The organism is Acinetobacter sp. YH12138, from assembly GCF_015218525.1.
GTDB classification, from domain to species: domain Bacteria; phylum Pseudomonadota; class Gammaproteobacteria; order Pseudomonadales; family Moraxellaceae; genus Acinetobacter; species Acinetobacter amyesii.
Window position 1 is genome coordinate 2785176 of record NZ_CP048670.1, and the last position, 22595, is coordinate 2807770.

General features: G+C 42.6%; 35 protein-coding genes and 1 pseudogene. 4 read left to right on the plus strand and 32 right to left on the minus strand.

Going from position 1 to position 22595, the window contains the following annotated elements; all coding sequences use genetic code 11:
- Positions 1 to 12 precede the first annotated feature (12 nt).
- The 3 genes from G0029_RS13480 to G0029_RS13490 all read left to right on the plus strand — a co-directional run bounded on the left by G0029_RS13480 (position 13) and on the right by G0029_RS13490 (position 1621).
- A complete protein-coding gene (locus G0029_RS13480) occupies positions 13 to 222 on the plus strand; it encodes a YheV family putative zinc ribbon protein (protein WP_171256675.1) in 210 nt (69 codons plus the stop codon).
- A 16-nt stretch (positions 223 to 238) separates the two neighbouring features.
- Entirely contained in the window at positions 239 to 676 is a 438-nt protein-coding gene (locus G0029_RS13485) for a hypothetical protein (protein WP_180010531.1), read from the plus strand.
- Positions 677 to 742: 66 nt separating this feature from the next.
- Positions 743 to 1621 (plus strand): DMT family transporter, encoded by an 879-nt coding sequence (locus G0029_RS13490; protein ID WP_180106929.1) that lies wholly within the window; start codon positions 743 to 745, stop codon positions 1619 to 1621.
- An 87-nt stretch (positions 1622 to 1708) separates the two neighbouring features.
- Here the strand turns inward: G0029_RS13490 and G0029_RS13495 are convergent, their stop codons facing one another.
- The 5 genes from G0029_RS13495 to G0029_RS13515 all read right to left on the minus strand — a co-directional run bounded on the left by G0029_RS13495 (position 1709) and on the right by G0029_RS13515 (position 6954).
- The gene (locus tag G0029_RS13495) at positions 1709 to 3910 is read right to left on the minus strand and encodes a TRAP transporter large permease subunit (RefSeq protein ID WP_180106927.1); all 2202 of its coding nucleotides are present in this window, start codon (positions 3908 to 3910) and stop codon (positions 1709 to 1711) included.
- Positions 3911 to 4101: 191 nt separating this feature from the next.
- On the minus strand, positions 4102 to 4674 hold the full coding sequence (gene rrtA, locus G0029_RS13500; protein WP_078192449.1) for a rhombosortase: 573 nt from the start codon (positions 4672 to 4674) through the stop codon (positions 4102 to 4104).
- A gap of 41 nt (positions 4675 to 4715) precedes the next feature.
- The gene (locus tag G0029_RS13505) at positions 4716 to 5798 is read right to left on the minus strand and encodes a hypothetical protein (RefSeq protein ID WP_180106925.1); all 1083 of its coding nucleotides are present in this window, start codon (positions 5796 to 5798) and stop codon (positions 4716 to 4718) included.
- Between the two features lie 519 nt (positions 5799 to 6317).
- Entirely contained in the window at positions 6318 to 6704 is a 387-nt protein-coding gene (locus G0029_RS13510; RefSeq protein WP_111885419.1) for a hypothetical protein, read from the minus strand.
- Entirely contained in the window at positions 6697 to 6954 is a 258-nt protein-coding gene (locus G0029_RS13515; protein WP_078189264.1) for a succinate dehydrogenase assembly factor 2, read from the minus strand. Before G0029_RS13515 ends, G0029_RS13510 begins: the two co-directional genes overlap by 8 nt.
- A gap of 181 nt (positions 6955 to 7135) precedes the next feature.
- On the opposite strand from G0029_RS13515, the gene G0029_RS13520 reads away from it, so the two are divergent.
- Entirely contained in the window at positions 7136 to 8308 is a 1173-nt protein-coding gene (locus G0029_RS13520) for an acyl-CoA dehydrogenase family protein (RefSeq protein ID WP_180106923.1), read from the plus strand.
- 44 nt (positions 8309 to 8352) lie between these two features.
- Here the strand turns inward: G0029_RS13520 and G0029_RS13525 are convergent, their stop codons facing one another.
- From G0029_RS13525 to rplB, 27 genes and pseudogenes are all read right to left on the minus strand, one after another.
- Complete coding sequence (locus G0029_RS13525) at positions 8353 to 8976, minus strand: alpha/beta fold hydrolase (protein WP_227591829.1); 624 nt, start codon at positions 8974 to 8976, stop codon at positions 8353 to 8355.
- Between the two features lie 6 nt (positions 8977 to 8982).
- Positions 8983 to 9150 carry a hypothetical protein gene (locus tag G0029_RS18300; RefSeq protein WP_227591830.1) on the minus strand — a complete coding sequence of 56 codons (168 nt, stop codon included), beginning with the start codon at positions 9148 to 9150 and terminating at the stop codon, positions 8983 to 8985.
- 134 nt (positions 9151 to 9284) lie between these two features.
- Positions 9285 to 10775, minus strand: a complete 1491-nt coding sequence (locus tag G0029_RS13530; RefSeq protein ID WP_180106921.1) for a flavin-containing monooxygenase — start codon at positions 10773 to 10775, stop codon at positions 9285 to 9287.
- Between the two features lie 216 nt (positions 10776 to 10991).
- A complete protein-coding gene (gene rplQ / locus G0029_RS13535) occupies positions 10992 to 11357 on the minus strand; it encodes a 50S ribosomal protein L17 (protein ID WP_005012953.1) in 366 nt (121 codons plus the stop codon).
- Between the two features lie 18 nt (positions 11358 to 11375).
- Positions 11376 to 12383, minus strand: a complete 1008-nt coding sequence (locus G0029_RS13540) for a DNA-directed RNA polymerase subunit alpha (protein ID WP_004650465.1) — start codon at positions 12381 to 12383, stop codon at positions 11376 to 11378.
- A gap of 17 nt (positions 12384 to 12400) precedes the next feature.
- A complete protein-coding gene (gene rpsD, locus G0029_RS13545) occupies positions 12401 to 13027 on the minus strand; it encodes a 30S ribosomal protein S4 (RefSeq protein ID WP_078192454.1) in 627 nt (208 codons plus the stop codon).
- A 12-nt stretch (positions 13028 to 13039) separates the two neighbouring features.
- A complete protein-coding gene (gene rpsK / locus G0029_RS13550) occupies positions 13040 to 13426 on the minus strand; it encodes a 30S ribosomal protein S11 (RefSeq protein WP_001040166.1) in 387 nt (128 codons plus the stop codon).
- Positions 13427 to 13445: 19 nt separating this feature from the next.
- The gene (gene rpsM, locus G0029_RS13555) at positions 13446 to 13802 is read right to left on the minus strand and encodes a 30S ribosomal protein S13 (protein ID WP_078189269.1); all 357 of its coding nucleotides are present in this window, start codon (positions 13800 to 13802) and stop codon (positions 13446 to 13448) included.
- 107 nt (positions 13803 to 13909) lie between these two features.
- Positions 13910 to 14026: a 50S ribosomal protein L36 gene (gene rpmJ / locus G0029_RS13560; protein ID WP_000867907.1), complete on the minus strand. Its 117-nt coding sequence runs from the start codon at positions 14024 to 14026 to the stop codon at positions 13910 to 13912.
- A 20-nt stretch (positions 14027 to 14046) separates the two neighbouring features.
- Complete coding sequence (gene secY / locus G0029_RS13565) at positions 14047 to 15366, minus strand: preprotein translocase subunit SecY (protein ID WP_171263746.1); 1320 nt, start codon at positions 15364 to 15366, stop codon at positions 14047 to 14049.
- A gap of 45 nt (positions 15367 to 15411) precedes the next feature.
- A complete protein-coding gene (gene rplO, locus G0029_RS13570; RefSeq protein ID WP_078189271.1) occupies positions 15412 to 15852 on the minus strand; it encodes a 50S ribosomal protein L15 in 441 nt (146 codons plus the stop codon).
- 3 nt (positions 15853 to 15855) lie between these two features.
- A complete protein-coding gene (gene rpmD, locus G0029_RS13575) occupies positions 15856 to 16032 on the minus strand; it encodes a 50S ribosomal protein L30 (RefSeq protein WP_005012961.1) in 177 nt (58 codons plus the stop codon).
- A gap of 6 nt (positions 16033 to 16038) precedes the next feature.
- Positions 16039 to 16536, minus strand: coding sequence for a 30S ribosomal protein S5 (gene rpsE / locus G0029_RS13580; protein WP_067762902.1), 498 nt, complete (start codon positions 16534 to 16536; stop codon positions 16039 to 16041).
- Positions 16537 to 16538: 2 nt separating this feature from the next.
- Complete coding sequence (rplR, locus tag G0029_RS13585) at positions 16539 to 16889, minus strand: 50S ribosomal protein L18 (RefSeq protein WP_067762903.1); 351 nt, start codon at positions 16887 to 16889, stop codon at positions 16539 to 16541.
- 14 nt (positions 16890 to 16903) lie between these two features.
- Complete coding sequence (rplF, locus tag G0029_RS13590) at positions 16904 to 17437, minus strand: 50S ribosomal protein L6 (protein ID WP_078189272.1); 534 nt, start codon at positions 17435 to 17437, stop codon at positions 16904 to 16906.
- A 13-nt stretch (positions 17438 to 17450) separates the two neighbouring features.
- On the minus strand, positions 17451 to 17846 hold the full coding sequence (rpsH, locus tag G0029_RS13595) for a 30S ribosomal protein S8 (protein ID WP_078189273.1): 396 nt from the start codon (positions 17844 to 17846) through the stop codon (positions 17451 to 17453).
- Between the two features lie 12 nt (positions 17847 to 17858).
- Positions 17859 to 18164: a 30S ribosomal protein S14 gene (gene rpsN / locus G0029_RS13600; RefSeq protein ID WP_067762906.1), complete on the minus strand. Its 306-nt coding sequence runs from the start codon at positions 18162 to 18164 to the stop codon at positions 17859 to 17861.
- 9 nt (positions 18165 to 18173) lie between these two features.
- Positions 18174 to 18710 carry a 50S ribosomal protein L5 gene (rplE, locus tag G0029_RS13605; protein ID WP_067762907.1) on the minus strand — a complete coding sequence of 179 codons (537 nt, stop codon included), beginning with the start codon at positions 18708 to 18710 and terminating at the stop codon, positions 18174 to 18176.
- A 15-nt stretch (positions 18711 to 18725) separates the two neighbouring features.
- A complete protein-coding gene (rplX, locus tag G0029_RS13610) occupies positions 18726 to 19043 on the minus strand; it encodes a 50S ribosomal protein L24 (protein WP_078189274.1) in 318 nt (105 codons plus the stop codon).
- A gap of 9 nt (positions 19044 to 19052) precedes the next feature.
- The gene (rplN, locus tag G0029_RS13615) at positions 19053 to 19421 is read right to left on the minus strand and encodes a 50S ribosomal protein L14 (protein WP_005012978.1); all 369 of its coding nucleotides are present in this window, start codon (positions 19419 to 19421) and stop codon (positions 19053 to 19055) included.
- An 89-nt stretch (positions 19422 to 19510) separates the two neighbouring features.
- The gene (rpsQ, locus tag G0029_RS13620; RefSeq protein WP_078192456.1) at positions 19511 to 19768 is read right to left on the minus strand and encodes a 30S ribosomal protein S17; all 258 of its coding nucleotides are present in this window, start codon (positions 19766 to 19768) and stop codon (positions 19511 to 19513) included.
- The gene (gene rpmC / locus G0029_RS13625) at positions 19765 to 19962 is read right to left on the minus strand and encodes a 50S ribosomal protein L29 (RefSeq protein ID WP_005012982.1); all 198 of its coding nucleotides are present in this window, start codon (positions 19960 to 19962) and stop codon (positions 19765 to 19767) included. Before rpmC ends, rpsQ begins: the two co-directional genes overlap by 4 nt.
- A complete protein-coding gene (rplP, locus tag G0029_RS13630; RefSeq protein ID WP_068909575.1) occupies positions 19962 to 20375 on the minus strand; it encodes a 50S ribosomal protein L16 in 414 nt (137 codons plus the stop codon). Before rplP ends, rpmC begins: the two co-directional genes overlap by 1 nt.
- Positions 20315 to 21131, minus strand: a pseudogene (gene rpsC, locus G0029_RS13635) (30S ribosomal protein S3). The gene rplP and the pseudogene rpsC overlap by 61 nt, the downstream one beginning before the upstream one ends.
- Before the next feature lies 1 nt (position 21132).
- Entirely contained in the window at positions 21133 to 21462 is a 330-nt protein-coding gene (gene rplV, locus G0029_RS13640) for a 50S ribosomal protein L22 (RefSeq protein WP_035265103.1), read from the minus strand.
- 11 nt (positions 21463 to 21473) lie between these two features.
- Positions 21474 to 21749: a 30S ribosomal protein S19 gene (gene rpsS / locus G0029_RS13645; protein WP_004281508.1), complete on the minus strand. Its 276-nt coding sequence runs from the start codon at positions 21747 to 21749 to the stop codon at positions 21474 to 21476.
- A gap of 19 nt (positions 21750 to 21768) precedes the next feature.
- A complete protein-coding gene (gene rplB, locus G0029_RS13650) occupies positions 21769 to 22593 on the minus strand; it encodes a 50S ribosomal protein L2 (RefSeq protein WP_078189278.1) in 825 nt (274 codons plus the stop codon).
- Positions 22594 to 22595: the final 2 nt, after the last annotated feature.

A 22595-nucleotide genomic window follows, 5' to 3' on the forward strand; every position in this document is an offset into this window, starting at 1 on the left:
AGTATGATGACCATTAAACGACGCTTCATTGCAGGTGCAAAATGTCCAAAATGCCAAGCGATGGACCGGGTTGTCATGCTGACCTCTGGCGAAGACGAATGGATCGAATGCATTGATTGTGGTTACAGTGAAAATCGACCGACTCATGTCGATCAACCTGAACAACCCGCCGTGCCAGACGATATCGGTGTGATCCAATTTAAGCCACGTCAGCCTAAATAAAAATTAAGGTCAAGCAATGACAGAAGATCAAAGACATAATCCAAAATTGTTAGTTGGAATCATTGGGGGCTTAACGTTATTGATTGCTATCTTTTTTGCATATCAATGGTTAAGCAGCAGTACAGCAGATAAATCTGCACTTCAAGAAGAACTGGTCGCTGCACCGGCTAAACCGCCTGTTGCAACCCCTGTCCAATCTGAAACTGAAGCATCAGTCCCTACCGCAGAGACTGAAACCATTAAATTGGTCGAAGAAGACATTTTAGATGCAGCTGTGCCTGAAAATGCCTCTTTAGCCAAAGAGGAAATTGCCAAATTAGATGACATTCAACAACAATTGAATGATCAGGAGCAAAGCTTAAAACAGCAACATTCAGATGCAGATGAGCTGATTAAACTGAAAGAAGAACAAATTAAATTACTCGAAGCACAGTTAGCGCAACAAGCAAAATAACTGACTTCTGCTACACCATGCGTACTTATAGGCTAGAATATCATCAGATTTTCTAGCCTTTTTGTTATGTCCACTACTACAACGCCACAAAATATCCCCAAAGCAATTGGCTTTCTCATGCTGTCAGCGCTGCTTTTTTCCATCATGGGGGTTTGTATACGCTACGCATCCCACACAGTAGATAATGCCACCATCGTATTTTTTCGCAATGCGGTTGGCTTATTGATCTTTCTACCTTTGATCCTACAAAAGGGCAGCACATTTTTTAGAACTGAAAAATTGTGGATGCATACCTGGCGTTCAATCGTAGGCTTGGTGGCAATGTATGGCTTTTTTTATGCCATTGCCCACTTAAAACTCTCCAATGCCATGGTCTTCACCTATTCCTCGCCGATCTTCATCCCCTTAATTGCATGGTTATTTTTAAAAGAAAAAATGACGCTGAGTATGCTCATTGCCGCAGTCATTGGTTTAATCGGCGTGCTCTTCGTCGCAAAGCCCGATGCAGGAATGTTTAATCAGTTATCACTGATCGGACTGACCGCAAGCTTCTTGGCAGCCATGGCATTTGTCACTGTCCGTGCCCTTACAGCAACCGAGCCGCCTGAACGCATTGTGTTTTATTTCTGCTTTTTTGGCACGCTCATTTCCATGATCCCGATGTTCTGGCTCTGGCGTCCTTATAGTTTCAAGGAGTTTGCTTTTCTGATTACAGCGGGGCTTTTGGCCAATATCAGTCAAATTTTTATGTCCAATGCCTATAAGCTTGCACCCGCAGGTCAAATTGGTCCCGTCAACTATATAGCGATTATTTTTGCCGGTCTTTGGGGCTTTGCCCTGTGGCAAGAATTGCCAGACATTTACAGCCTATTCGGCTTTGCTTTTATATTTTTAGCGATTTTGCTTTGTAGTCCGATCCTACAAAATAAGTTTAAAAAGTCATAAATATCCATTCATTTACCTTCAAACGCACAGCCCCTTATTCAATAAAAAAAGCACCCGAAGGTGCTTTTTTAATGGCTCACTGCGAACTTATTGGTACCAACCAAACAGTTTCAGAATATAAGGAGCATAAGTCACGATCACCAAAGCTGGGAACAATACAAGGATCGGTAAAATCCAACGTTCATAGCGATAATAGAAATTGGTGTATTGGGCTTTTGCTTCTGCATCTGCTGCCCGTACCTCTTCATCCCCGACGGAGAGTCGTGTCAGCAAGTGATTCAGCGCTACAGGTGGCGAAACATAACCGAGCTCAAAGGCAACCAAAACGATCATCCAGAAGTGAATCGGATGGATACCATTTTCGTAGGCTACTGGTGCAATCGTTGCTGCAACCAAAATTACTGCCCCGAATGGATCTGTCGTCATACCAATAATCGCCAATAACAATGCGATAAAAGCCAATGAAATATAGATATTGCCCAAATGCGTTGGTAATAATTCAACGATTTCTGTCCGTTCAATCAAACCGCCGACACTTGCCGACAAGGCCATTAAGATAATTAATGCGCCAATGTGTCCAACCGTTTCTGAAGAAGCAAACCAAATTGAACTACCGAAACCACGACGGTTAGCCCCATGTCCACCATGTTCACGCATGAACTCAGAACTTTGCTCATGTTGTAAGCTGAGTTGTTCATGTGCATCTACAGTTTGCGAAGTAAAACGATCTGCAAACCAACGGTCAAACATAATGTAAACAATCAGAATAATCGGTAGAACCACAGGTGCGGTGAACTCATCCATTTGTGTATCTAAACCGTACTTGTAGAAAGCAATGACAAGCAAGGTCAGTACGATATACGGAATCACAGGAATGAACGCTTTCAGCATGCCCGGAATAGCCACTTTCGGCGATGCCACACGGAAACGTGTTTCTGCCAAGAACAGTGAAATACCTAAGAACAAGAATGCTGTGAGCCAGAACACATAGATACCGTGATCAAATAGTTCATCTGACGTGACATGGCGGCTATCAAGCATCGAGATCAAGATAATCAATAGACACGGACGAATGACCACACCTAAGGAACCTGACATTGCAGATACAGCGAGTGCGAACTGTCGACGAGAGCCAGAGTTCCACACTTCTTTATAAATAATTGCACCGGCTGCCACAACGAAAATCCCTGAAGCACCGGTATAAGCGGTTGGAATCGCCGCGGCAATCAGAATTAACCACGTCAAGGTCTCAGGTGCTAAGTTCCATGGACGTAAAATTCCTAAGAACAAATCCATTACGCGCGTTTGGGTCAATAACATTCCGGCCCAAATAAACAGTGCAAGGTTTAGGAAAATCCCAGAGAACTCAACCAACTGCCCAAGGTAAATCCCCTGACCCATTGGATAGTCCATAAAGAAGGTAAACGCCACACCCGTAATAATCGCCATAAAGGCATACAGCGGTACACTCAATAGTGCAAAACCAATATTCCCCGGACCCGGCTCTTTCGCCGCAGGTGGTTTAAAGAACTGATAAATACTGATGAGGGTGACAATACCAAACAGGGCTAGCCACAACCAATATACCGCCAAGGTTTCTGTGGTCGATTTCACCCCAGAATTTAGGACTGAATTAAACTGACTATATACCGAGAAGGTTAATAGGCCATTCCCAATCGCCATGAATAAAGCATAGACTTTATAATCCAAGCGTGTTGTTGGCGCACGTAGACCAATATGATGGAACTTCACTGAAGCAGTAATGGCAGACACCAAGACCATCAGTAAAAGAATCAATACACGGTTTTCGGAACCAAATTTAAAGATGCCAAAGAATGTCGTTTCAATCGCACGATAAGTACGAATACTTGGATGCTCATCTAAATAAGCTTTTGCTTTGTCATAAAATTGGAATTTTTCTTCACATTGCTGTACACCTGCCATGACCGATGCACGTACATCGGATTCAGATGCTGTACCAAAAATGTCAGCAAATTCGTCAGCCGCATTGGCTTTCATTTGCGTTTGCACCATTTTTTCTACATCTGGGTGGCGGTCACAATCTGGCTTGGTCGGTTCTGCACGTAAAAATGAATACTGCATCCCAATGCTTTCATTACCATACAAACGCTCACCAGTACGCAGAAGCTGACCATGAATCATCTCCCCTGTCCCGATAATCAATGTAAGCAGAAGCAAGATCAACACGACTAGAGTCGAAATCCATTCTGTCCAGACATACCTTAACAGCCCGACGATGCCGGATCTGTTTTGTGTATCATTTTGCATGAGTCTTCCTATTTTTTATTTTGGAGCCTAGCGGGGCTAAGCATCCTTTTCCTTATCGGCTCGAGAAGTTCCTTTCCCTGACCTAACTGTTTTATTATTACGTTTAAATTTGCATCAATATTCAAAACATTAAAATGACAATATGTATTTTCTTTTCGGTTTTTTTTGTCAACCCAATCACCTAAAGTGCGTTAGCGATCCCAGAAATAATTACCAATAAGATAAAACACGGCGATGACAATGCCCCAAATCACCCCCAATAAATGGGCTTCGACTAAAACGGGGCTTCCTATTAATTCAGCCGTTCCGGTGTTCCCCACGGTATTTTCCCAGACCAATTTTGCCAAAATCAGCAAGAGAACAAAGGCTGCAAAATTTCGCTCCCGTTTATACATTAAATGTACGCAAGCGACTGCAACATAAGCGCCATGCAAGACACCAGATAATCCTGCATAGGCTTCAATATCAGGGAGGAAAAAATAAAAACTCAGACTGATTAAAGGGGATAAAATCAATAAGATGGCAACAAAGTGCCATATTGAAACTCTTGGAAAAATAAACGGTAAGCAGATAAAGGCCAACATATTTAAAGCAAAATGAATCCAACCAACATGAACCCAATGGGCCGTCCATAAGCGCCAAAAGTCATGAAATAAATCATCTTGCCAGTAGATAAAATAGTCTTTAAATACCTGTAGCGAGGCACAGATCGAAACGAATACGGCAAGAAAGACAATTTTCGGAATTAAAAATTGTGTTTTCATTTTCGCTCCTCCTGTACCTCACATTTGGACTACATGCTTTATTAATTTGTTGCAGCGCCACTCGTTTCTGTAGCACCACTGCTTTCAGCATCTCCACTAAACAAATCATCGAGTTCTGAACTATTGGCACTTTCATCCCAGAAATGTTCCATACCATCATCGCCGGTACGAACGCCTGTATGTTCAGTCCAATAACGATCTGAAATCCCTTTCACCATGCTTTCAGCCATACTATCGATGAGCTTAAATTGCGGGTTAACTGGTTTTTCATCGCTACGCGCCTGTGCAAAAGTACGTAAGGCATCACGGATTTTCGCATCATCGCCACTGGCTTGTGCAGCAACTGCATATAACGCATGTGACAGTCTTACGCCTTTTTGCTCACCAATTTGCGCCGATTGTTTTAAGGTTTGGTATGGATCAGGTTTTCCATCTCCTGCACCCGGCAATAACGTCCAGATCACAGCGCGGGTTGCATTTGGTGCGCCCCAGAATTTTTCATTATTCAGACACACCATACCGCGTTCAACAATCGCAGCAATGTCTTTCGGAACGTTTACCGCCCCACCTGAGTTAATATCATTGGTCATGGCCTGTAAGCCACTTAACATTCCCAACATATACACTGTTTGGTCAATGTCGCTGTTCATTTTTGGACAGCCTTCACCTAGACTTTTCTTATACTTCTTTTCAAAACGATCTTGAAATAATTGATAGCCGGTATATTGACGCTGTGCAGCAAGTGCCGCCCAACGCTTTTGCTCAACACGAGCATCCTGTGCTTCGGATACTTGGTTAGCTTTAGATGCACGTAAATAGCGTAACTCTGCATCCAAGGCTTTTTGTTCTGCACAAATCCCTGCTGCTGAATACATCAACACAGCCACACGTGTTGGGTCTGCGCCCATATCTTTGGTGGCCATAATGGCTGGAGTTAATGAATTACCTGAATTACACACCATTTCAGCATCTTCCATGGCTAAAATTGGTGGCACAATATGTTTTTCGGTAAATCCGAGTGCAACATTAGCACCGGTTTTTACAACCTGCGAACAACCCGCGAATAATGTACTTGTTATTGCTACAACTGCCACACCCTGGCATATTTTTTGGACGCTCGACATTTTCCTGTCCTCTATAATTGTGTTTATGTCCATCACGACAAACATATCAGAAGCAAAAAATGAATAAAAGAGTATTTGCTCTAATTTGAACGACACACTGTGCCACGAATCACGCTGAATGCAATTGACTGATTTTTTACAAAGACTAAATTTTAGGCAAAAAAAAGTAGCATAGCGACGGTTCGGCACATGCTACTTATTAACTGTGAAAGCGTTTGACTGCTTATTTTTGAGTTAACTGTTCCTTCAGCACTGTTCCTAGTCGTCCTATAACAATTGCTAACACAATCGCTATTACCAGAAACATCCAAGTTGGCATCATCATGATGATTTCCTTTAACGGCTGTTGGTAAGGCTAATATATAGGCAGAGAATCACCGCACAGCTTAAAATTGTCTGACAATTTAAATATTTTGCCAATAAAATCCAATCCTGTCAGACAAGATTATTTTACCTACAAGATAAGATAATGAATTATTTGCATTTTATTGAATTTTAAAAAATAAGGCTGTCTAACAATTAGATCATTTTGGCCAATACTTTGAGTGATTTCCACTGTTTCAATGACAATTGATCGCGCCAAATAATCACCGGTTTTGCACGCGCATGCATAAAATACACCACGATATACATTTGATGATCCAAAATATGGCTTATTTGAACGCGTTGCACCGGACGGTTCAGTCGTTGCAAAGACCAATCAGTTCCATCCAAATATTCTAGACTGGTGACGTGTAAATGCTTACGGAAAAACAGAACATAAACCACCAGTCCAATGAGAAAAAATATCCCCCAAAGCATGGGTGTTAGTAACTGATAAAGCAGCGTCATCAATACCGCAAAAATAAAAAACTGAAACGCATGCGATAAAAAACTGCGTTTCAGTTTGAATTGCCGATTATCCATGAACGTAATGTTTTAATTTTTGAATAAACGTTTTTAATTCAGGACGTGGCGGTTCACTAACTTCCATAAACCAATCCAACAAATCTGGATCTTCTGCAGCAACGAGTTCTGCAAACATGTCTTTTTCAGCTGCATCGGCTTGTAAATAGTAATTTTTGACGTAGGGATCAAAATAAACATCAATCTCTTTTAAACCACGACGTGCACGGTAGATCACTTTACGCTCTTCTAAGCTGATTTCATCAGTCATTGTCTTCCCCAATCGTTGAACCCGTCTAGTGTAACTCATCCACCCCATTGAAGTGGAGTGTTTTCAAAGATTGACCGAATCCTTCATCGCAATTCTTGCTTTTGAATGTTCTGCACATTGTAGTCACACGCTGCATCTTATAAGTTGAGACAAAGCCATAAAAATGAATAGGATATTCAAAATGCAATCTGGAGCGATTCGCCCACTCAACAACATGCTGCCACGTCAATTATTTAATGCAGAACATGATGCATTTCGTGAAACAGTACGAAAATTTTATGAAAAAGAAGTTGTGCCCAATATCGAAAAGTATGAAAAACAACAACATGTAGACCGTGACTTATGGAATAAAGCCGGTGCCATGGGCTTGCTTTGCCCGACCATGCCCGAAGCTTATGGCGGCTATGGTGTAGACCGACTCTATAGCATGATTCTGATTGAAGAGCAGGCCTATGCTATGGACTCCTCTACCGGCTTTTCACTGCACTCCGACATCGTGGCCAATTATATTCATAACTTTGGCAATGAAGAACAAAAGCTGCATTGGCTGCCGAAAATGGCTTCTGGCGAAACCGTGACTGCCATTGCAATGACCGAACCGGGCACAGGTTCAGACCTACAAGCCGTACGCACAACTGTTACAGAAGATGGTGATGACTATATTATTAATGGGTCAAAAATTTTTATCACCAATGGCTATTTATGTGACATGGCGATTGTGGTCTGCAAGACAGGCAATAGTGAAAAAGGTTCAGCCAATTTATCGCTAATTATCGTCGAGGCAGATCGCGTCGGTTTTAGTAAAGGCAAACCTTTAAACAAAATTGGCATGAAAGGTCAGGATACCTGTGAACTGTTCTTTGATAATGTCCGCGTCCCTAAAAGCAACTTACTCGGCATGCAAGGTATGGGCTTTATGATGCTGATGAAGGAATTAGCTTGGGAGCGCATGTTGGTTGCGATTATTTGCCAAGCAGGTGCAGAAGCAGCCTTTGCGCACACAGTTCAATACACCAAAGAACGTAAGGCATTTGGCAAGACCGTATCAAGTTTCCAAAACACCCGTTTTAAATTGGCAGAACTACGTACTGAGATCGATTTTTGTAGAGCTTATTTAGATCGCTGTATGGAACTACAACTTGAGGAACAGCTCGGTATTGACGCTGCAGCCGCTGCTAAATACAAAATTTCAGAAATGTTTTCCAAAGTTGTGGATGAGTGTCTGCAGTTGCATGGTGGCTATGGCTATATGCTTGAATATCCAATTGCACGGGCTTATATCGACAATCGAGCCAATCGTATTTATGCAGGTACCAATGAAATTATGAAAGAGCTGATTTCCCGCTCTTTATAACAACAAAGCCCATCATCTGATGGGCTTTTTTCATTCTTTCGATATCAACTTAAATCATTCACAAAATCACAGATCAGTGCAGTGACCAATGCGGGTTGCTCTTTATGCGGCATGTGATGAAGCCCTTCCAAAATCTCTAGCTCGGTATCGCCTTGTATACCCGAAAAAAGTTTCTGAGCTTGTGCTGTCGTCCCGTATTCATCCAGTTCTCCATGAATGATCAAGCTTGGACACTGTACTTTTCCAACATAATGCTCGAGGTTCCATTGACGAAAACTCGGTGAGAGCCAAGTTTCAGTCCAAGCATCCAAAACCCATTGGGCTTTATCCCCATGATATTTAGCCAAGCGTTCAAGTTGTCCCAGCTGCGCAAACCCTATTTTGGCTTCACGTATACCCGATAATGTCAGTTCTTCCACTTCATACTGTGCTGCTATGGAGATCAGACCTCGACATTGTTCAGTATATTCACTGGCAATCACGACAGACATTCCTCCGCCAACACTATGCCCCATCACGATAAATTGTTGAATAGAATAATGTTGAAGTAGCAGCTTAAAGCCCTGCTGTGCTTCGGCATAGACAAAATCCGTACTTAATACATCAGGGTTTGCTGACGAACGACCAAAACCCAATCGATCATAAGCAATGACCTTTCTGCCAGACACAGAAGCCTATTGCGCAGGAAAATCACGCCACAAATCCACACTCCCCAGTGAATCATGCATCAATATAATCGGGGCCAAAGTTACATCTTTATCTGCTGTTTCAGGCTGCCAAGCTTGGGTATATAGCTCATAATCATTTAATTTTATAAATTCTGAATGTTCTTGAATATTCACATTAACCCTGTGTGCTTTTCCTTATTTTCAACATGATATATTTTTCAACAAATAAAGCGCATCAAATAAAACCCTAAAGTCACTCATCTAAAGCAAAAAAAAAGGAGCATGATGCTCCTTTTTCTATAACTGCCTTAAGAAACTAATCTGGGTTTAGCCGCCACTTGATCTGACTTTTTTTCAAATTTCAGCACTCCATCTTCAAATGAAGCATGCTTTAATTCTTTACGATCTGCCAAATAGTTATTGCTGACTTTCCACGGTGCATGTTTACCCTGTTTTGGCATCACATCTGCTGCACGTGCAATATAGCCTGAAGTCAAACTGCCCATTACGGTATCTTCTAACAACTCGGTCGCATCGCCTTGTGGAATCACTTGGTTATAACCATTTTGATCCATATAGTTAATCAATTTACAGATGTATTCAGAAGCAATATCGACTTTTAAAGTCCATGAAGCATTAATATAGCCAATAATCATCGCCATATTGGGTACATCACTGACCATAACACCACGATATAACATATGTTTTGAGGTATTCAGTGGCTGTCCATCGATTGTGGCACTAATGCCGCCTAAAATTTGAATGTTGAGACCTGTAGCAGAAATTACTACATCTGCATCAAGATGTTTACCTGATTTCAATTGAATGCCATTTTCAGTAAAACTTTCAATTTGATCAGTTTCAACAGATGCACGGCCTTCACGTAAAATTCTAAACAAATCACCATCTGGCACCACACAAAGGCGCTGATCCCAAGGATTGTAATCTGGGGTAAAGTGCTTCATATCCACTTTACCTTTCAATTGCAACTCAATTGATTTTAATAAAAACTTACGGAGTAATTTAGGTTGCTTTTGTGCAACAGCATAAACAGCCCGTTGGACACCGATATTTCGTGCACGGGTAAGTTTATAAGCAACATCTTCAGGTAATACTTTACGCATTTTGTCGTAAATGATGTCAATAGAAGGTACTGAGGCAATATAGGTTGGAGAACGCTGTAGCATGGTCACATGCCCGGCACCGCCTTTTGCCATAGCTGGTACCAATGTAATCGCTGTTGCTCCACTGCCAATAATCACCACTTTTTTGCCTGCATAATTAAAATTTTCAGGCCAATGTTGTGGATGAATGAAGGTACCTTTAAAGTTTTCCTGCCCTTTAAACTCAGGTTGGAACCCTTGGTCATAATTATAATAACCCGTACAGCCAAAGACAAAATTTGCAATCCAGGTTTGTTGTTTCTTCTTCGCATCTTCAATAACAACAGACCATTTACGAGTTTGTGAGTCGTAATTTGCACTCACAACACGATGTTGAAAATGAATTTTTTCTTTGATCTTATATTCGTCAATCACTTCAGAAAGATAGCCTTTGATCGAAGGACCGTCTGCAAGCACACTAGATTTTTTCCACGGCTTAAAATTAAAGCCAAAAGTTGACATGTCCGAATCAGAACGAATACCAGGATATTTAAAAAGATCCCATGTACCACCGAAACTTTCACGACGTTCAATAATTTCAAATGAACGATTAGGACAATTTTTTGAAAGATGAGCAGCCAAACCTACACCGGAGATCCCTGCACCTACAATGAGAATATCAACTTGTTTTTCCATGTTGTTCTTTTAACCTATCTTAGATTTATATTTATTAAATCACATTTTTGACAATGCACAATGTCAAGTTTAAGCAAAAGGCGTTTTATTTTTATCTTTTAAGGACAAATTGAATTATTGTCTAACAATATATAGCCACCACAAAACTGCAGGCATTAAAAAAGGTCGGTTAAAAACCGACCTTTTTTAGAACAACGTACGCTGCTCTTCACGAAATTAGTTAACTTCGCGATCTACTAGCTCAACGTAAGCCATCGGTGCAGCATCACCTGCACGGAAGCCCGCTTTAAGAACACGTAGATAACCGCCGTTACGTTCTTTGTAACGAGGGCCAAGAACGGTAAATAATTTACCAACAGTTGCAGCTGAACGAGTACGAGCAAACGCTAAACGGCGGTTTGCTACAGAATCGACTTTAGCTAAAGTGATTAAAGGCTCAGCAACACGACGCAATTCTTTTGCTTTAGGAACAGTAGTTTTAATTAACTCGTGTTCGAACAAAGAATTAGCCATGTTTTGGAACATCGCTTTACGATGACTGCTTGTACGGCCTAATTTCACACCACTATTACGATGACGCATGGTGATAGTCCTACTTAATTAACGGCTACGATAAGCAAAGCGATCGTCCATACGGAGGCTAGCCGGTGGCCAGTTCTCTAAACGCATGCCCAATTGCAAGCCTTTCGATGCCAGAACATCTTTAATCTCAGTCAACGATTTTTTACCTAAGTTAGGAGTTTTAAGCAACTCAACTTCAGTACGTTGAACAAGATCGCCAATGTAGTAAATATTTTCTGCTTTCAAACAGTTAGCAGAACGAACAGTAAGCTCTAGATCATCTACTGGACGAAGCAAAATCGGATCAACTTCTTCACGAGGCTCTTGAGCAACTGGTGCTTGATCTTTCTGAAGATCAACAAAAATTGCAATTTGTTGTTGCAAGATTGTTGCCGCTTTGCGGATTGCTTCTTCAGGATCAACAGTACCGTTGGTTTCAAGATCAATGATCAATTTATCAAGGTCAGTACGTTGTTCTACACGAGCGTTTTCCACTGTGTAAGACACACGTTTGATTGGGCTGTAAGAAGCATCTAATTGCAAACGACCCACTGGACGAGTTTCGCCCTCAGGGAAGCGTGAATCAGAAGTCTCATAACCACGACCTTGAGAAACTTTCAGGCGCATTTTTAATGAGCCAGAAGCACTTAAAGTACCGATCAAATGTTCAGGGTTAACCACTTCAACATTGTGTGGTAAACGAAGGTCAGCGGCAGTAACGTCGCCAGGACCTTGTTTTTCCAATGTCAGATAAGCTTCATTTTGATCGAACAGCTTAATAGACAATCCTTTTAGGTTCAGCAAGAGCTCGACGATGTCCTGCTGCAAGCCTTCCAAAGTACTGTACTCGTGCTCGACACCTTCAATCTCTACTTCAACCACGGCTGCGCCAGGTAAAGAAGACAAAAGGATACGACGTAAAGCATTACCAAGAGTATGACCAAAGCCACGCTCTAATGGTTCTAGAATAACTTTTGCCGAGGTCCCGCTTGCCGCTTCGACCTTAATCGCTTGCGGAGTTAGAAACTCATTTGCAGTACGCGTCATTATTGCTACCTCAAGGATTATTTAGAATACAATTCTACAATCAAGCTTTCGTTGATTTCAGCAGGTAAATCAGAGCGATCTGGTGCAGCTTTGAATGTACCTTCCAATTTAGAATGATCAATTTCAATCCAAGATGGAATGCCACGTTGAGTCGCTAACTCAACTGCGTTTTTAATACGCAATTGTTGTTTAGCACCTTCGTGAACCGCAACAACGTCACCAGCTTTAACTTGGATAGACGCGATGTTAACACGACGACCATTTAAAGTGATTGAACGGTGAGATACAAGCTGACGAGCTTCTGCACGTGTAGAACCAAAACCCATGCGATAAACAACGTTATCTAGACGGCTTTCAAGAAGTTTCAACAAGTTTTCACCTGTTGCGCCTTTAACACGAGCAGCTTCTTTGTAGTAGTTACTAAATTGACGCTCTAAAACACCGTACATACGACGTACTTTTTGTTTTTCACGTAATTGTAGTGAGTACTCAGATTGTTTGCCGCCACGAGCGCCACCATGTTGGCCAGGTGCTTTAGCAGCTTTTTTTGTTTTGACGTCAAATGGTTTAACGCCAGATTTTAATTGCAGGTCTGTCCCTTCGCGGCGAGAGAGTTTGCATTTTGGACCAATATAACGAGCCATGAATGTTTCTCCTTACACGCGACGTTTTTTAGGTGGACGGCAACCGTTGTGCGGGATTGGCGTCACATCGGTAATGCTGTTAATTTTATAACCCACTGCACCTAAAGCACGAACCGCAGATTCACGACCTGGACCAGGACCTTTTACAAGGACATCCAAGTTTTTCAAACCGTAATCTAAAGCAGCTTTACCAGCAACTTCAGCAGCTACCTGAGCAGCAAACGGAGTTGATTTACGTGATCCACGGAAGCCTTGTCCACCAGAGGTAGCCCAAGCCAGTGCATTACCTTGACGATCGGTAATAGTCACAATGGTGTTATTAAAAGAAGCGTGAATGTGTGCAACACCTTCAGAGACGGTACGAGTGACCTTCTTGCGTGTGCGAGTATCTTTAGCCATCTTTTAGCTTCCAGAAATCTTATTTCTTAATAGGTTTGCGCGGACCTTTACGGGTACGTGCGTTAGTTTTGGTGCGTTGACCACGGACAGGCAAGCTGCGACGATGACGAAGACCGCGGTAGCAGCCTAAATCCATTAAACGTTTAATGTTCATGGAAATTTCGCGACGTAAATCACCTTCGGTAGGAACCTTAGTAACTTCTGCACGAATCGCATCAAGCTGAGCGTCATCTAATTCACGAATTTTAGTTGTTGGTGCAATACCAGCAGCAGCTAAGATAGCTTTTGCAGTGTGGCGACCAATACCAAAAATGTACGTTAGAGAGATAACAGCATGCTTGTTATCCGGAATGTTTACACCGGCAATACGAGCCATTCAATTTTCTCCAAAAAGGCAGTTAAGATAATCAACCGCCCGACAAAATCTTTGAGGGGCGGATAATAACCTAATTAGCCTACTGAAATCAACAGGTCTTGATCAGATTAACCTTGACGCTGCTTATGACGAGGTTCTGCGCTGCAAATTACGCGAATAACCCCATTACGACGGATAACTTTACAGCTACCACAAATTTTCTTTACAGAAGCTTGAACTTTCATAATGAAACCTCTAAGTGCGCTTATCCTTTCGGATGAGCAGTCGTTTTACGCATTAACGATTGATTGTCATATTGATGCGATGTGAGATGAGCTTGAAGCTGAGCCATAAAGTCCATCACCACCACCACTACGATCAGTAAAGACGTACCACCTAAGCTAAATGGAATACCAAATGAACTTTGTAGAATCATCGGCATTAAACAGATGATTGTGATATAAACCGCGCCAATAAAAGTCAAACGATTCAAAATATGATCTAAATAGCGTGCAGTTTGCTCACCAGGACGAATACCCGGCACATAAGCACCACTACGTTTTAAATTCTCTGACACTTCTTTCGGGCTAAATACTAGCGCAGTATAGAAGTAACAGAAGAAGATAATTAATGCGCCAAATAGCACCAAATACATCGGTTGACCCGGCGACAATACGAGTGCCAAATCTTGTAGGCCACGTTTAATCACGCCAGCATTTGGATCTGCGCTGCCTACCCATTGCCCTAAGCTCGCTGGGAACAATAGCAATGAACTCGCAAAAATTGCAGGAATCACACCCGCCATATTAATTTTTAATGGCAAATGTGTTTGCTGGGCAGTAAATACACGACGACCTTGTTGTTTTTGAGCATAGTTTACCGGAATACGACGCTGCGCCTTCTCAATAAACACAATTGCTGCTAACACTGCAACAGACAGCAATGCAAAAATTGCAAGACCAATTAAACTTGATTGGCCATTATCTACTGAGGTTAAAGATTGCAGAACCAAGTTCGGCAAACCAGCAACAATACCAGCGAAGATGATCATGGAAATACCATTCCCTACTCCACGCTCTGTAATTTGCTCACCTAACCACATCAGGAACATTGTACCTGCAACTAAAGAAGTTACAGCAGGAACGTAAAAAGCAAGTCCACTAGTCAAAGTAATATTTTGACTAATCAGACCTGCACACATCCCAACAGCTTGCACAAGTGCAAGAAACAATGTGCCTTGTCGCGTATATTGATTGATCTTACGCTTACCTTGTTCGCCTTCTTTCTTTAAAGCTTCCAGCGAAGGAACAACCGTAGACATTAACTGCACAATAATCGATGCAGAGATATACGGCATAATCCCAAGAGCAAGAATTGACATACGCTCTAATGCACCACCTGAGAACATGTTAAACAAACCAAGGATCGTACCTTGGTTTGCATTAAACAGATTCTCTAGTGCGGCATTGTTAATGCCCGGTACTGGAATATGTGCTCCCAGTCGAAAAACCAACAACGCCCCGATGAGGAACATCATACGGCGGATAATTTCACGATATTTCACATGAAAAGGCTGGCCTTTCATCATGTTAACATGACCTGTCGAACTAGGAGTCATAGACACTGGGGATTACTCCTCGACTTTACCGCCAGCAGCTTCAACAGCAGCTTTAGCGCCTTTAGTCAATGCAACACCTTGAACAGTGAACGCACGAGTAATTTCACCAGAAAGTACGATACGTGCACGTAACATATCTTTACGCACAACGTTAGCAGCTTTTAAAGTTTCAAGAGACACGATGTCGCCTTCAACTTTAGCGAGTTCTGATAAACGTACTTCAGCAGTTTTCAAAGCCATTTGGCTAGTGAAACCGAATTTAGGTAAACGACGATATAACGCAGTTTGACCACCTTCGAAACCAGGACGTGTACCACCGCTCTTACGTGAGTTTTGACCTTTGACACCACGGCCACCAGTCTTACCAACGCCAGAACCGATACCACGGCCTAAACGTAAGTTGTCACGCTTAGCACCTTCTGCAGGTGCAATTGTATTTAAACGCAGAGTCATGGCTTATTCCTCTACACTAACCATATAGTAAACTTGGTTGATCATACCACGGTTAGAAGGCGTATCTTGCACTTCAACTGTATGACCAATACGACGCAGACCTAAACCTTTAAGGCTAAGCTTGTGATTTTTCAAGCGATGCGATGAAGATTTAGTCTGGGTAACTTTAATCGTTTTCATGATTGATTACCCTTGAATTTGTGCTACTGATAAACCACGTTTCGCAGCAACTTTCTCAGGAGAAGTCATATCACGCAAACCGTTAAAAGTTGCGTTTACTACGTTAGCAGCGTTAGTAGAACCATAACACTTAGTTAATACGTTACGTACACCTACAGCTTCTAAAACTGCACGCATAGCGCCACCAGCAATTACACCAGTACCTTCAGAAGCAGGTTGCATGTAAACGCGGCTTGCACCGTGACGAGCATTGATAGGGTGCTGAACAGTACCGTCAACAAGGTCAACAGTAATCATGTTGCGACGAGCAGCTTCAAGTGCTTTAGAAATAGCAGCTGGAACTTCACGTGCTTTACCACGACCAAAACCTACGCGACCATTACCATCACCCACAACAGTTAATGCTGTGAAAGAGAAGATACGACCACCCTTAACAACTTTGGCTACACGATCAACGGCAACCAGCTTTTCAACAAGACCTTCGTTTTGTTCAACTTTAGCCATGATTAGAACTCCAAGCCGTTTTCACGAGCAGCATCAGCCAAGGCTTTGATACGACCATGATATTTGAAACCAGAACGGTCAAATGCAACTTTAGTTACACCAGCCGCTTTAGCACGTTCTGCAATTAAAGCACCAACTTTCTGAGCCGATTCAACGTTACCAGTAGTACCAGCACGTAGAGTAGCGTCTAAAGTAGAAGCTTGCGCTAATACTTTGCCACCATCTGCAGAGATAACTTGAGCATAGATGTGACGCGGAGTGCGGTTTACACACAAACGAGTCGCACCCAATGCACGGATGTGCAAGCGTGTGCTTTTCGCACGACGCAAACGGGATTGTTTCTTTTCGTTCATAAGAACCTCGCGCCTTATTTCTTCTTAGCTTCTTTACGAAGTACAACTTCGTCAGAATAACGAACACCTTTACCTTTATAAGGCTCTGGCGGACGGTAACCACGGATTTCTGCAGCAACTTGACCTAATTTAGCTTTATCAGCTGATTTAAGTACAATTTCAGTTGCAGTAGGAGTTTCTGCAGTTACACCTTCAGGAAGGTTGTAGTCGATCGGGTGAGAGAAACCAAGGTTAAGGTTAACAATGTTACCTTTAACCGCAGCTTTATAACCAACACCGATAAGCTGTAACTTACGTTCGAAACCTTCGTTAACACCTTTTACAAGGTTGTTAAGCACAGCGCGAGCAGTACCAGCTTGCATCCAAGCATCTTTAGATTCAGCTTTAGGAGCAATAACTAGAGTACCGTCTTCCTGTTTTAGCTCGACCAGCGCATGCAGGTTGAAAGACAATGTACCTTTGCTGCCTTTCACTTCGACCTGCCGGCCGTTCTGAGTAACTGTAACACCGTTAGGTACAGTTACTGGGGCTTTAGCCACACGAGACATGAGGAATCACCTATTAAGAAACAAAAGCAATAACTTCACCACCGATACCTGCAGCACGTGCAGCGCGATCAGTCATGATGCCTTTGCTTGTAGAAACAATTGCAATACCTAAACCTTGCTTAACGCTAGGAAGTGCATCTTTACCGCGATATTGACGTAGACCAGGACGGCTTACGCGTTTCACAGTATCGATAACTGGTTTGCCTTCGAAATATTTTAAAGTAATCGTTAAAGTCGCTTTGCCTTCATTGTCAGCAACAGCTACATCAGCGATATAACCTTCTTGTTGAAGTACGTTAGCAATCGCAACTTTCAACTTTGAGTTTGGCATAGAAACAGTTTGTTTCTTTGCCATTTGTGCGTTACGAACACGTGTTAGCATGTCGGCAACGGTATCTTGCATACTCATTTATAGTGCTCCTTACCAGCTTGCCTTAACAACGCCCGGTACATCACCTTGCATTACTGTTTCACGTAATTTGTTACGGCTTAAACCGAACTTACGGAAGTAACCATGAGGACGACCAGTTAAACCACAACGGTTACGTAGACGTACTGGAGACGCATTACGTGGTAATGCTTGAAATTTCATCATCGCTTCGAAACGTTCTTCGTCTGATGCATTTACGTTTGCGATAATTGCTTTTAATTCAGCACGTTTCGCAGCGTATTTAGCAACAGTAGCTTCGCGTTTCAATTCGCGATTAATCATACCTTTCTTAGCCATATCGACCTCTTATTTGAACGGGAAGCCGAATGCACGCATAAGCGCACGGCCTTCGTCATCGGTGCGAGCAGTCGTAGTGATGGTAATGTCCATACCACGAATACGATCAATCTTATCAAAATCGATTTCAGGGAACATGATTTGTTCCTTAAGACCCATTGAGTAGTTACCACGACCATCAAATGATTTCGCAGAGAAACCACGGAAGTCACGGATACGAGGGATCGCGATAGAGATCAAACGGTCTAAGAATTCGTACATACGTTCGCCACGTAAAGTAACTTTACAGCCGATCGGCCAACCATCACGGATTTTGAAACCAGCGATAGATTTACGAGCTAAAGTAAGTACTGGTTTTTGACCAGCAATTGCTTGCATATCAGAAAGAGCGCCATCTAACAATTTCTTGTCAGCTGATGCAGCACCAACACCCATGTTGATGGTAATTTTTGTAATGCGAGGGATATCCATCACATTCTTAACGCCCAATGTTTCTTTTAATTGAGCCTTAAGTTCGTCGTTGTAACGCGTTTTAAGTCTGGCCATTGCCTAGTCAACCTATTACTTCGCTACCGCCACTGATTCACCATTAGATTTGAATACGCGAGTTTTCACGCCTTCAATCACTTGGTAACCAACACGGTCAGCCTTTTGGGTTGTAGCATTAAAAATTGCCACGTTAGAGATATGAAGCTCAGCTTCTTGAGTTACGATGCCGCCTTCAGCGCCAGTAGCTCGGTTAGGCTTTTGATGCTTCGTTACCAAGTTAAGGCCTTCAACCTTAACACGGTCATTTGAAACAGACAAAACAGTACCTTGTTTGCCTTTTTCTTTACCTGCGATCACAATTACTTGATCGCCCTTTTTAATCTTAGCCATGAGTGCCTCTTATAGAACTTCAGGAGCCAATGAAATAATTTTCATGAACTGTTCAGTACGAAGTTCACGAGTCACTGGTCCGAAAATACGAGTTGCAATCGGCGCTTTGTTGTTGTTCAAAATAACAGCTGCGTTATCGTCGAAACGAATAACTGAACCATCTGCACGACGGATGCCGAATTTTGTACGTACAACTACAGCATTCATCACGTCACCTTTTTTAACACGTGCGCGTGGAATAGCTTCTTTTACAGTAACTTTAATAATGTCGCCAACAGAAGCATAACGACGATGTGAACCACCAAGTACTTTAATACATTGTACGCGGCGAGCACCACTGTTGTCTGCTACGTCGAGCATACTTTCGGTTTGAATCATTGCCCTACTCCAAAACCGAGCATCACCGGTCGCAATTTCGAAAGGCTCAAAGAGTACTCGAAATTGACCGATGATGCAAGAACGTTTAATTACTCAGCAGCAGCTTCAACAACTTCAACTAAAGTCCAAGACTTAGTTTTAGACATTGGGCGGCTTTCTTTGATGCTTACTACGTCGCCAACTTTAGCAACATTGTTTTCATCATGAGCGTGTAATTTAGTTGAACGGCGGATTAATTTGCCATACAACGGGTGTTGAACGCGGCGTTCGATAAGAACAACGATAGACTTGTCCATCTTGTCGCTAACTACTTTACCGGTTAACGTGCGAACTGTTTGTTCACTCATTGTCCGTTCCCCTGTTTTTCGGTAAGGAGGGTCTTAATACGAGCAATTGTCTTACGAGTAAGCGCAACTTCGTGCGATTTACCCAATTGACCAGTTGCTTTCGCCATACGAAGACGGAATTGGTTAAGCTGTTGCTCATCAAGCAAAGCTGTCAACTCTTCTACCGACTTTTCACGTAGATCATTAGTTTTCATTACATTACCGTCCGAGTCACGATAGTGGTTTTAAACGGAAGTTTTGCAGCAGCAAGCGTAAACGCTTCGCGAGCAAGTTCTTCGTTAACACCATCAATTTCGTACAAGACTTTACCTGGTTTGATTTGGCAAACCCAGTATTCCACAGAACCTTTACCTTTACCCATACGAACTTCTAATGGTTTTTCAGTAATTGGTTTGTCTGGGAAAACACGGATAAAGATCTTACCACCACGTTTAATACGACGGCTGATTGTACGACGCGCTGCTTCAATTTGACGTGCTGTCATTTGACCACGTTCAACTGATTTAAGTGCAATAGTACCAAAAGATACTGAGCTACCGCGATGTGCTAGACCAGTGTTACGGCCTTTTTGCACTTTACGGAATTTAGTACGTTTAGGTTGTAACATGGATTATTCTCCTTTTTCAGCAGAACGATCATTGCGACGACCACGACGCTCTTGACCTTCACCACGACCACGGCCACGTTTAGCTGGACGTTCTTCAGCTGGAGCTGGGTTCATGACTTGTTTCATGCCGCCCAAGATCTCACCACGGAAGATCCATACTTTAACGCCGATCGTACCGTAAGTAGTCTCAGCACGCATAGTAGCATAGTCGATGTCAGCACGAAGAGTATGAAGAGGTACACGACCTTCACGATACCATTCAGTACGCGCAATCTCAGCACCACCTAGACGGCCTGAAACTTCCACTTTGATACCTTTAGCACCAGCACGCATAGAGTTTTGAACCGCACGCTTCATAGCACGACGGAACATTACACGTTTTTCTAATTGAGAAGCGATTGCTTCAGCAACTAAACGAGCGTCTAAATCTGGGCGATCGATTTCGTTGATACTTACTTGCGCAGGAACACCCATAATGGCTGTTAATTCGCGTTGTAATTTCTCAATGTCTTCGCCTTTTTTACCGATCACGATACCAGGACGTGCAGTGCTAATAGTTACTTTAGCTGCGCCTGTAGGGCGTTCGATAAGAATATTGCTCACCATCGCATTCTTAAGTTTTTTAGTTAAAAACTCACGAACTTGAAGATCTTTTAGCAAATATTCAGCATATTGTTTCGGATTCGCATACCAGTTAGCGTTATGACGTTTCACAACACCTAGGCGGATACCGATTGGATGAACCTTCTGACCCATATCAAACCCCTACCTTAACGGTAATGTGACAAGTACGCTTAGTAATACGATCTGCACGGCCTTTAGCACGTGGCAAAATACGTTTCAGGCTCATGCCTTCATCAACGTAGATCGTAGAAACTTTAAGGTCGTCTACATCTAAACTGTTATTATGTTCAGCGTTTGCAATCGCAGATTCCAATGCTTTTTTAACTAAAACTGCAGCTTTTTTGTTGCTGAAGTTTAAGATATTCAAAGCATGCGCAACAGATTTGCCGCGAATTAGGTCTGCAACCAAACGTGCTTTTTGTGCCGAGATAGCGGCACCGCGTAATTTAGCAGTTACTTCCATCATAGCACCTATTAACGTTTAGACTTCTTGTCAACACCGTGACCACGATAGGTACGAGTTGGCGCGAATTCACCTAATTTATGACCAACCATATGCTCAGATACAATCACTGGAACATGGTTACGGCCATTGTGTACAGAAATTGTTAGACCAACAAAATCCGGTAAGATCATCGAACGACGCGACCAAGTTTTGATCGGCTTACGGTTATTAGCCGCGATAGCCGCTTCAACCTTAGCGAACAAGTGCGCATCGACGAATGGGCCTTTTTTCAGAGAACGAGGCATTGTCAGATTCCTTTACTTGTTACTTAACGCGACGGTCGCGAATGATCATCTTAGTCGTACGCTTGTTGGTACGTGTTTTGTACCCTTTAGCTTTTTGACCCCATGGACTTACAGGTTGAATACCCTTGTTACGTCCTTCACCACCACCATGTGGATGGTCTACTGGGTTCATCGCCATACCACGTACGGTAGGACGAACGCCACGCCAGCGTGATGCACCTGCTTTACCAAGTGAACGAAGGTTGCTTTCTGAGTTAGAAACTTCACCTAACACAGCACGGCATTCAACGTGTACTTTACGCATTTCGCCTGAACGAAGACGAATGATAGCGTAAGAACCGTCACGACCCAACAATTGAGCAGATGTACCAGCAGAACGTACTAATTGTGCGCCTTTACCGATTTTAAGCTCGATGTTGTGAAGAGTAGAACCGATAGGCATGTTGCGAAGTGGCAAGCAGTTACCTGGACGGATTGGAGCATCGTTACCAGACTGAACTTGATCACCAGCGCGAAGGCCTTTAGGTGCAATAATATAGCGACGTTCACCGTCAGCATATTTCAATAAAGCAATATGAGCTGTACGGTTTGGATCGTATTCAATACGCTCAACTACAGCAGGGATGCTGTCTTTGTTACGTTTGAAGTCTACGATACGGTAGTGCTGTTTATGACCACCACCAACGTGACGAGTTGTAATGTGACCGTTGTTATTACGACCGCCAGTACGTTTTTTAGCTTCAACCAACGGAGCATATGGCGCGCCTTTGTGAAGGTGGTTATGAACCACTTTCTCTACAAAGCGACGTCCTGGAGACGTTGGCTTACATTTTTGAATCGGCATAA

Coding starts and splice junctions, on each gene's coding strand:
- G0029_RS13485 (WP_180010531.1), top strand. CDS start 239: ATGACAGAAGATCAAAGACATAATCCAAAATTGTTAGTTGGAATCATT.
- G0029_RS13490 (WP_180106929.1), top strand. CDS start 743: ATGTCCACTACTACAACGCCACAAAATATCCCCAAAGCAATTGGCTTT.
- G0029_RS13495 (WP_180106927.1), bottom strand. CDS start 3,910: ATGCAAAATGATACACAAAACAGATCCGGCATCGTCGGGCTGTTAAGG.
- rrtA (WP_078192449.1), bottom strand. CDS start 4,674: ATGAAAACACAATTTTTAATTCCGAAAATTGTCTTTCTTGCCGTATTC.
- G0029_RS13505 (WP_180106925.1), bottom strand. CDS start 5,798: ATGTCGAGCGTCCAAAAAATATGCCAGGGTGTGGCAGTTGTAGCAATA.
- G0029_RS13510 (WP_111885419.1), bottom strand. CDS start 6,704: ATGGATAATCGGCAATTCAAACTGAAACGCAGTTTTTTATCGCATGCG.
- G0029_RS13515 (WP_078189264.1), bottom strand. CDS start 6,954: ATGACTGATGAAATCAGCTTAGAAGAGCGTAAAGTGATCTACCGTGCA.
- G0029_RS13520 (WP_180106923.1), top strand. CDS start 7,136: ATGCAATCTGGAGCGATTCGCCCACTCAACAACATGCTGCCACGTCAA.
- G0029_RS13530 (WP_180106921.1), bottom strand. CDS start 10,775: ATGGAAAAACAAGTTGATATTCTCATTGTAGGTGCAGGGATCTCCGGT.
- rplQ (WP_005012953.1), bottom strand. CDS start 11,357: ATGCGTCATCGTAATAGTGGTGTGAAATTAGGCCGTACAAGCAGTCAT.
- G0029_RS13540 (WP_004650465.1), bottom strand. CDS start 12,383: ATGACGCGTACTGCAAATGAGTTTCTAACTCCGCAAGCGATTAAGGTC.
- rpsD (WP_078192454.1), bottom strand. CDS start 13,027: ATGGCTCGTTATATTGGTCCAAAATGCAAACTCTCTCGCCGCGAAGGG.
- rpsK (WP_001040166.1), bottom strand. CDS start 13,426: ATGGCTAAAGATACTCGCACACGCAAGAAGGTCACTCGTACCGTCTCT.
- rpsM (WP_078189269.1), bottom strand. CDS start 13,802: ATGGCTCGTATTGCCGGTGTAAACATTCCGGATAACAAGCATGCTGTT.
- rpmJ (WP_000867907.1), bottom strand. CDS start 14,026: ATGAAAGTTCAAGCTTCTGTAAAGAAAATTTGTGGTAGCTGTAAAGTT.
- secY (WP_171263746.1), bottom strand. CDS start 15,366: ATGAAAGGCCAGCCTTTTCATGTGAAATATCGTGAAATTATCCGCCGT.
- rplO (WP_078189271.1), bottom strand. CDS start 15,852: ATGACTCTGCGTTTAAATACAATTGCACCTGCAGAAGGTGCTAAGCGT.
- rpmD (WP_005012961.1), bottom strand. CDS start 16,032: ATGAAAACGATTAAAGTTACCCAGACTAAATCTTCATCGCATCGCTTG.
- rpsE (WP_067762902.1), bottom strand. CDS start 16,536: ATGGCTAAAGTTGAACAAAACGAAGGTCTTGTTGAAAAGCTGGTTGCC.
- rplR (WP_067762903.1), bottom strand. CDS start 16,889: ATGAACGAAAAGAAACAATCCCGTTTGCGTCGTGCGAAAAGCACACGC.
- rplF (WP_078189272.1), bottom strand. CDS start 17,437: ATGTCTCGTGTGGCTAAAGCCCCAGTAACTGTACCTAACGGTGTTACA.
- rpsH (WP_078189273.1), bottom strand. CDS start 17,846: ATGAGTATGCAAGATACCGTTGCCGACATGCTAACACGTGTTCGTAAC.
- rpsN (WP_067762906.1), bottom strand. CDS start 18,164: ATGGCTAAGAAAGGTATGATTAATCGCGAATTGAAACGCGAAGCTACT.
- rplE (WP_067762907.1), bottom strand. CDS start 18,710: ATGGCCAGACTTAAAACGCGTTACAACGACGAACTTAAGGCTCAATTA.
- rplX (WP_078189274.1), bottom strand. CDS start 19,043: ATGGCTAAGATTAAAAAGGGCGATCAAGTAATTGTGATCGCAGGTAAA.
- rplN (WP_005012978.1), bottom strand. CDS start 19,421: ATGATTCAAACCGAAAGTATGCTCGACGTAGCAGACAACAGTGGTGCT.
- rpsQ (WP_078192456.1), bottom strand. CDS start 19,768: ATGAGTGAACAAACAGTTCGCACGTTAACCGGTAAAGTAGTTAGCGAC.
- rpmC (WP_005012982.1), bottom strand. CDS start 19,962: ATGAAAACTAATGATCTACGTGAAAAGTCGGTAGAAGAGTTGACAGCT.
- rplP (WP_068909575.1), bottom strand. CDS start 20,375: ATGTTACAACCTAAACGTACTAAATTCCGTAAAGTGCAAAAAGGCCGT.
- rplV (WP_035265103.1), bottom strand. CDS start 21,462: ATGGAAGTAACTGCTAAATTACGCGGTGCCGCTATCTCGGCACAAAAA.
- rpsS (WP_004281508.1), bottom strand. CDS start 21,749: ATGCCTCGTTCTCTGAAAAAAGGCCCATTCGTCGATGCGCACTTGTTC.
- rplB (WP_078189278.1), bottom strand. CDS start 22,593: ATGCCGATTCAAAAATGTAAGCCAACGTCTCCAGGACGTCGCTTTGTA.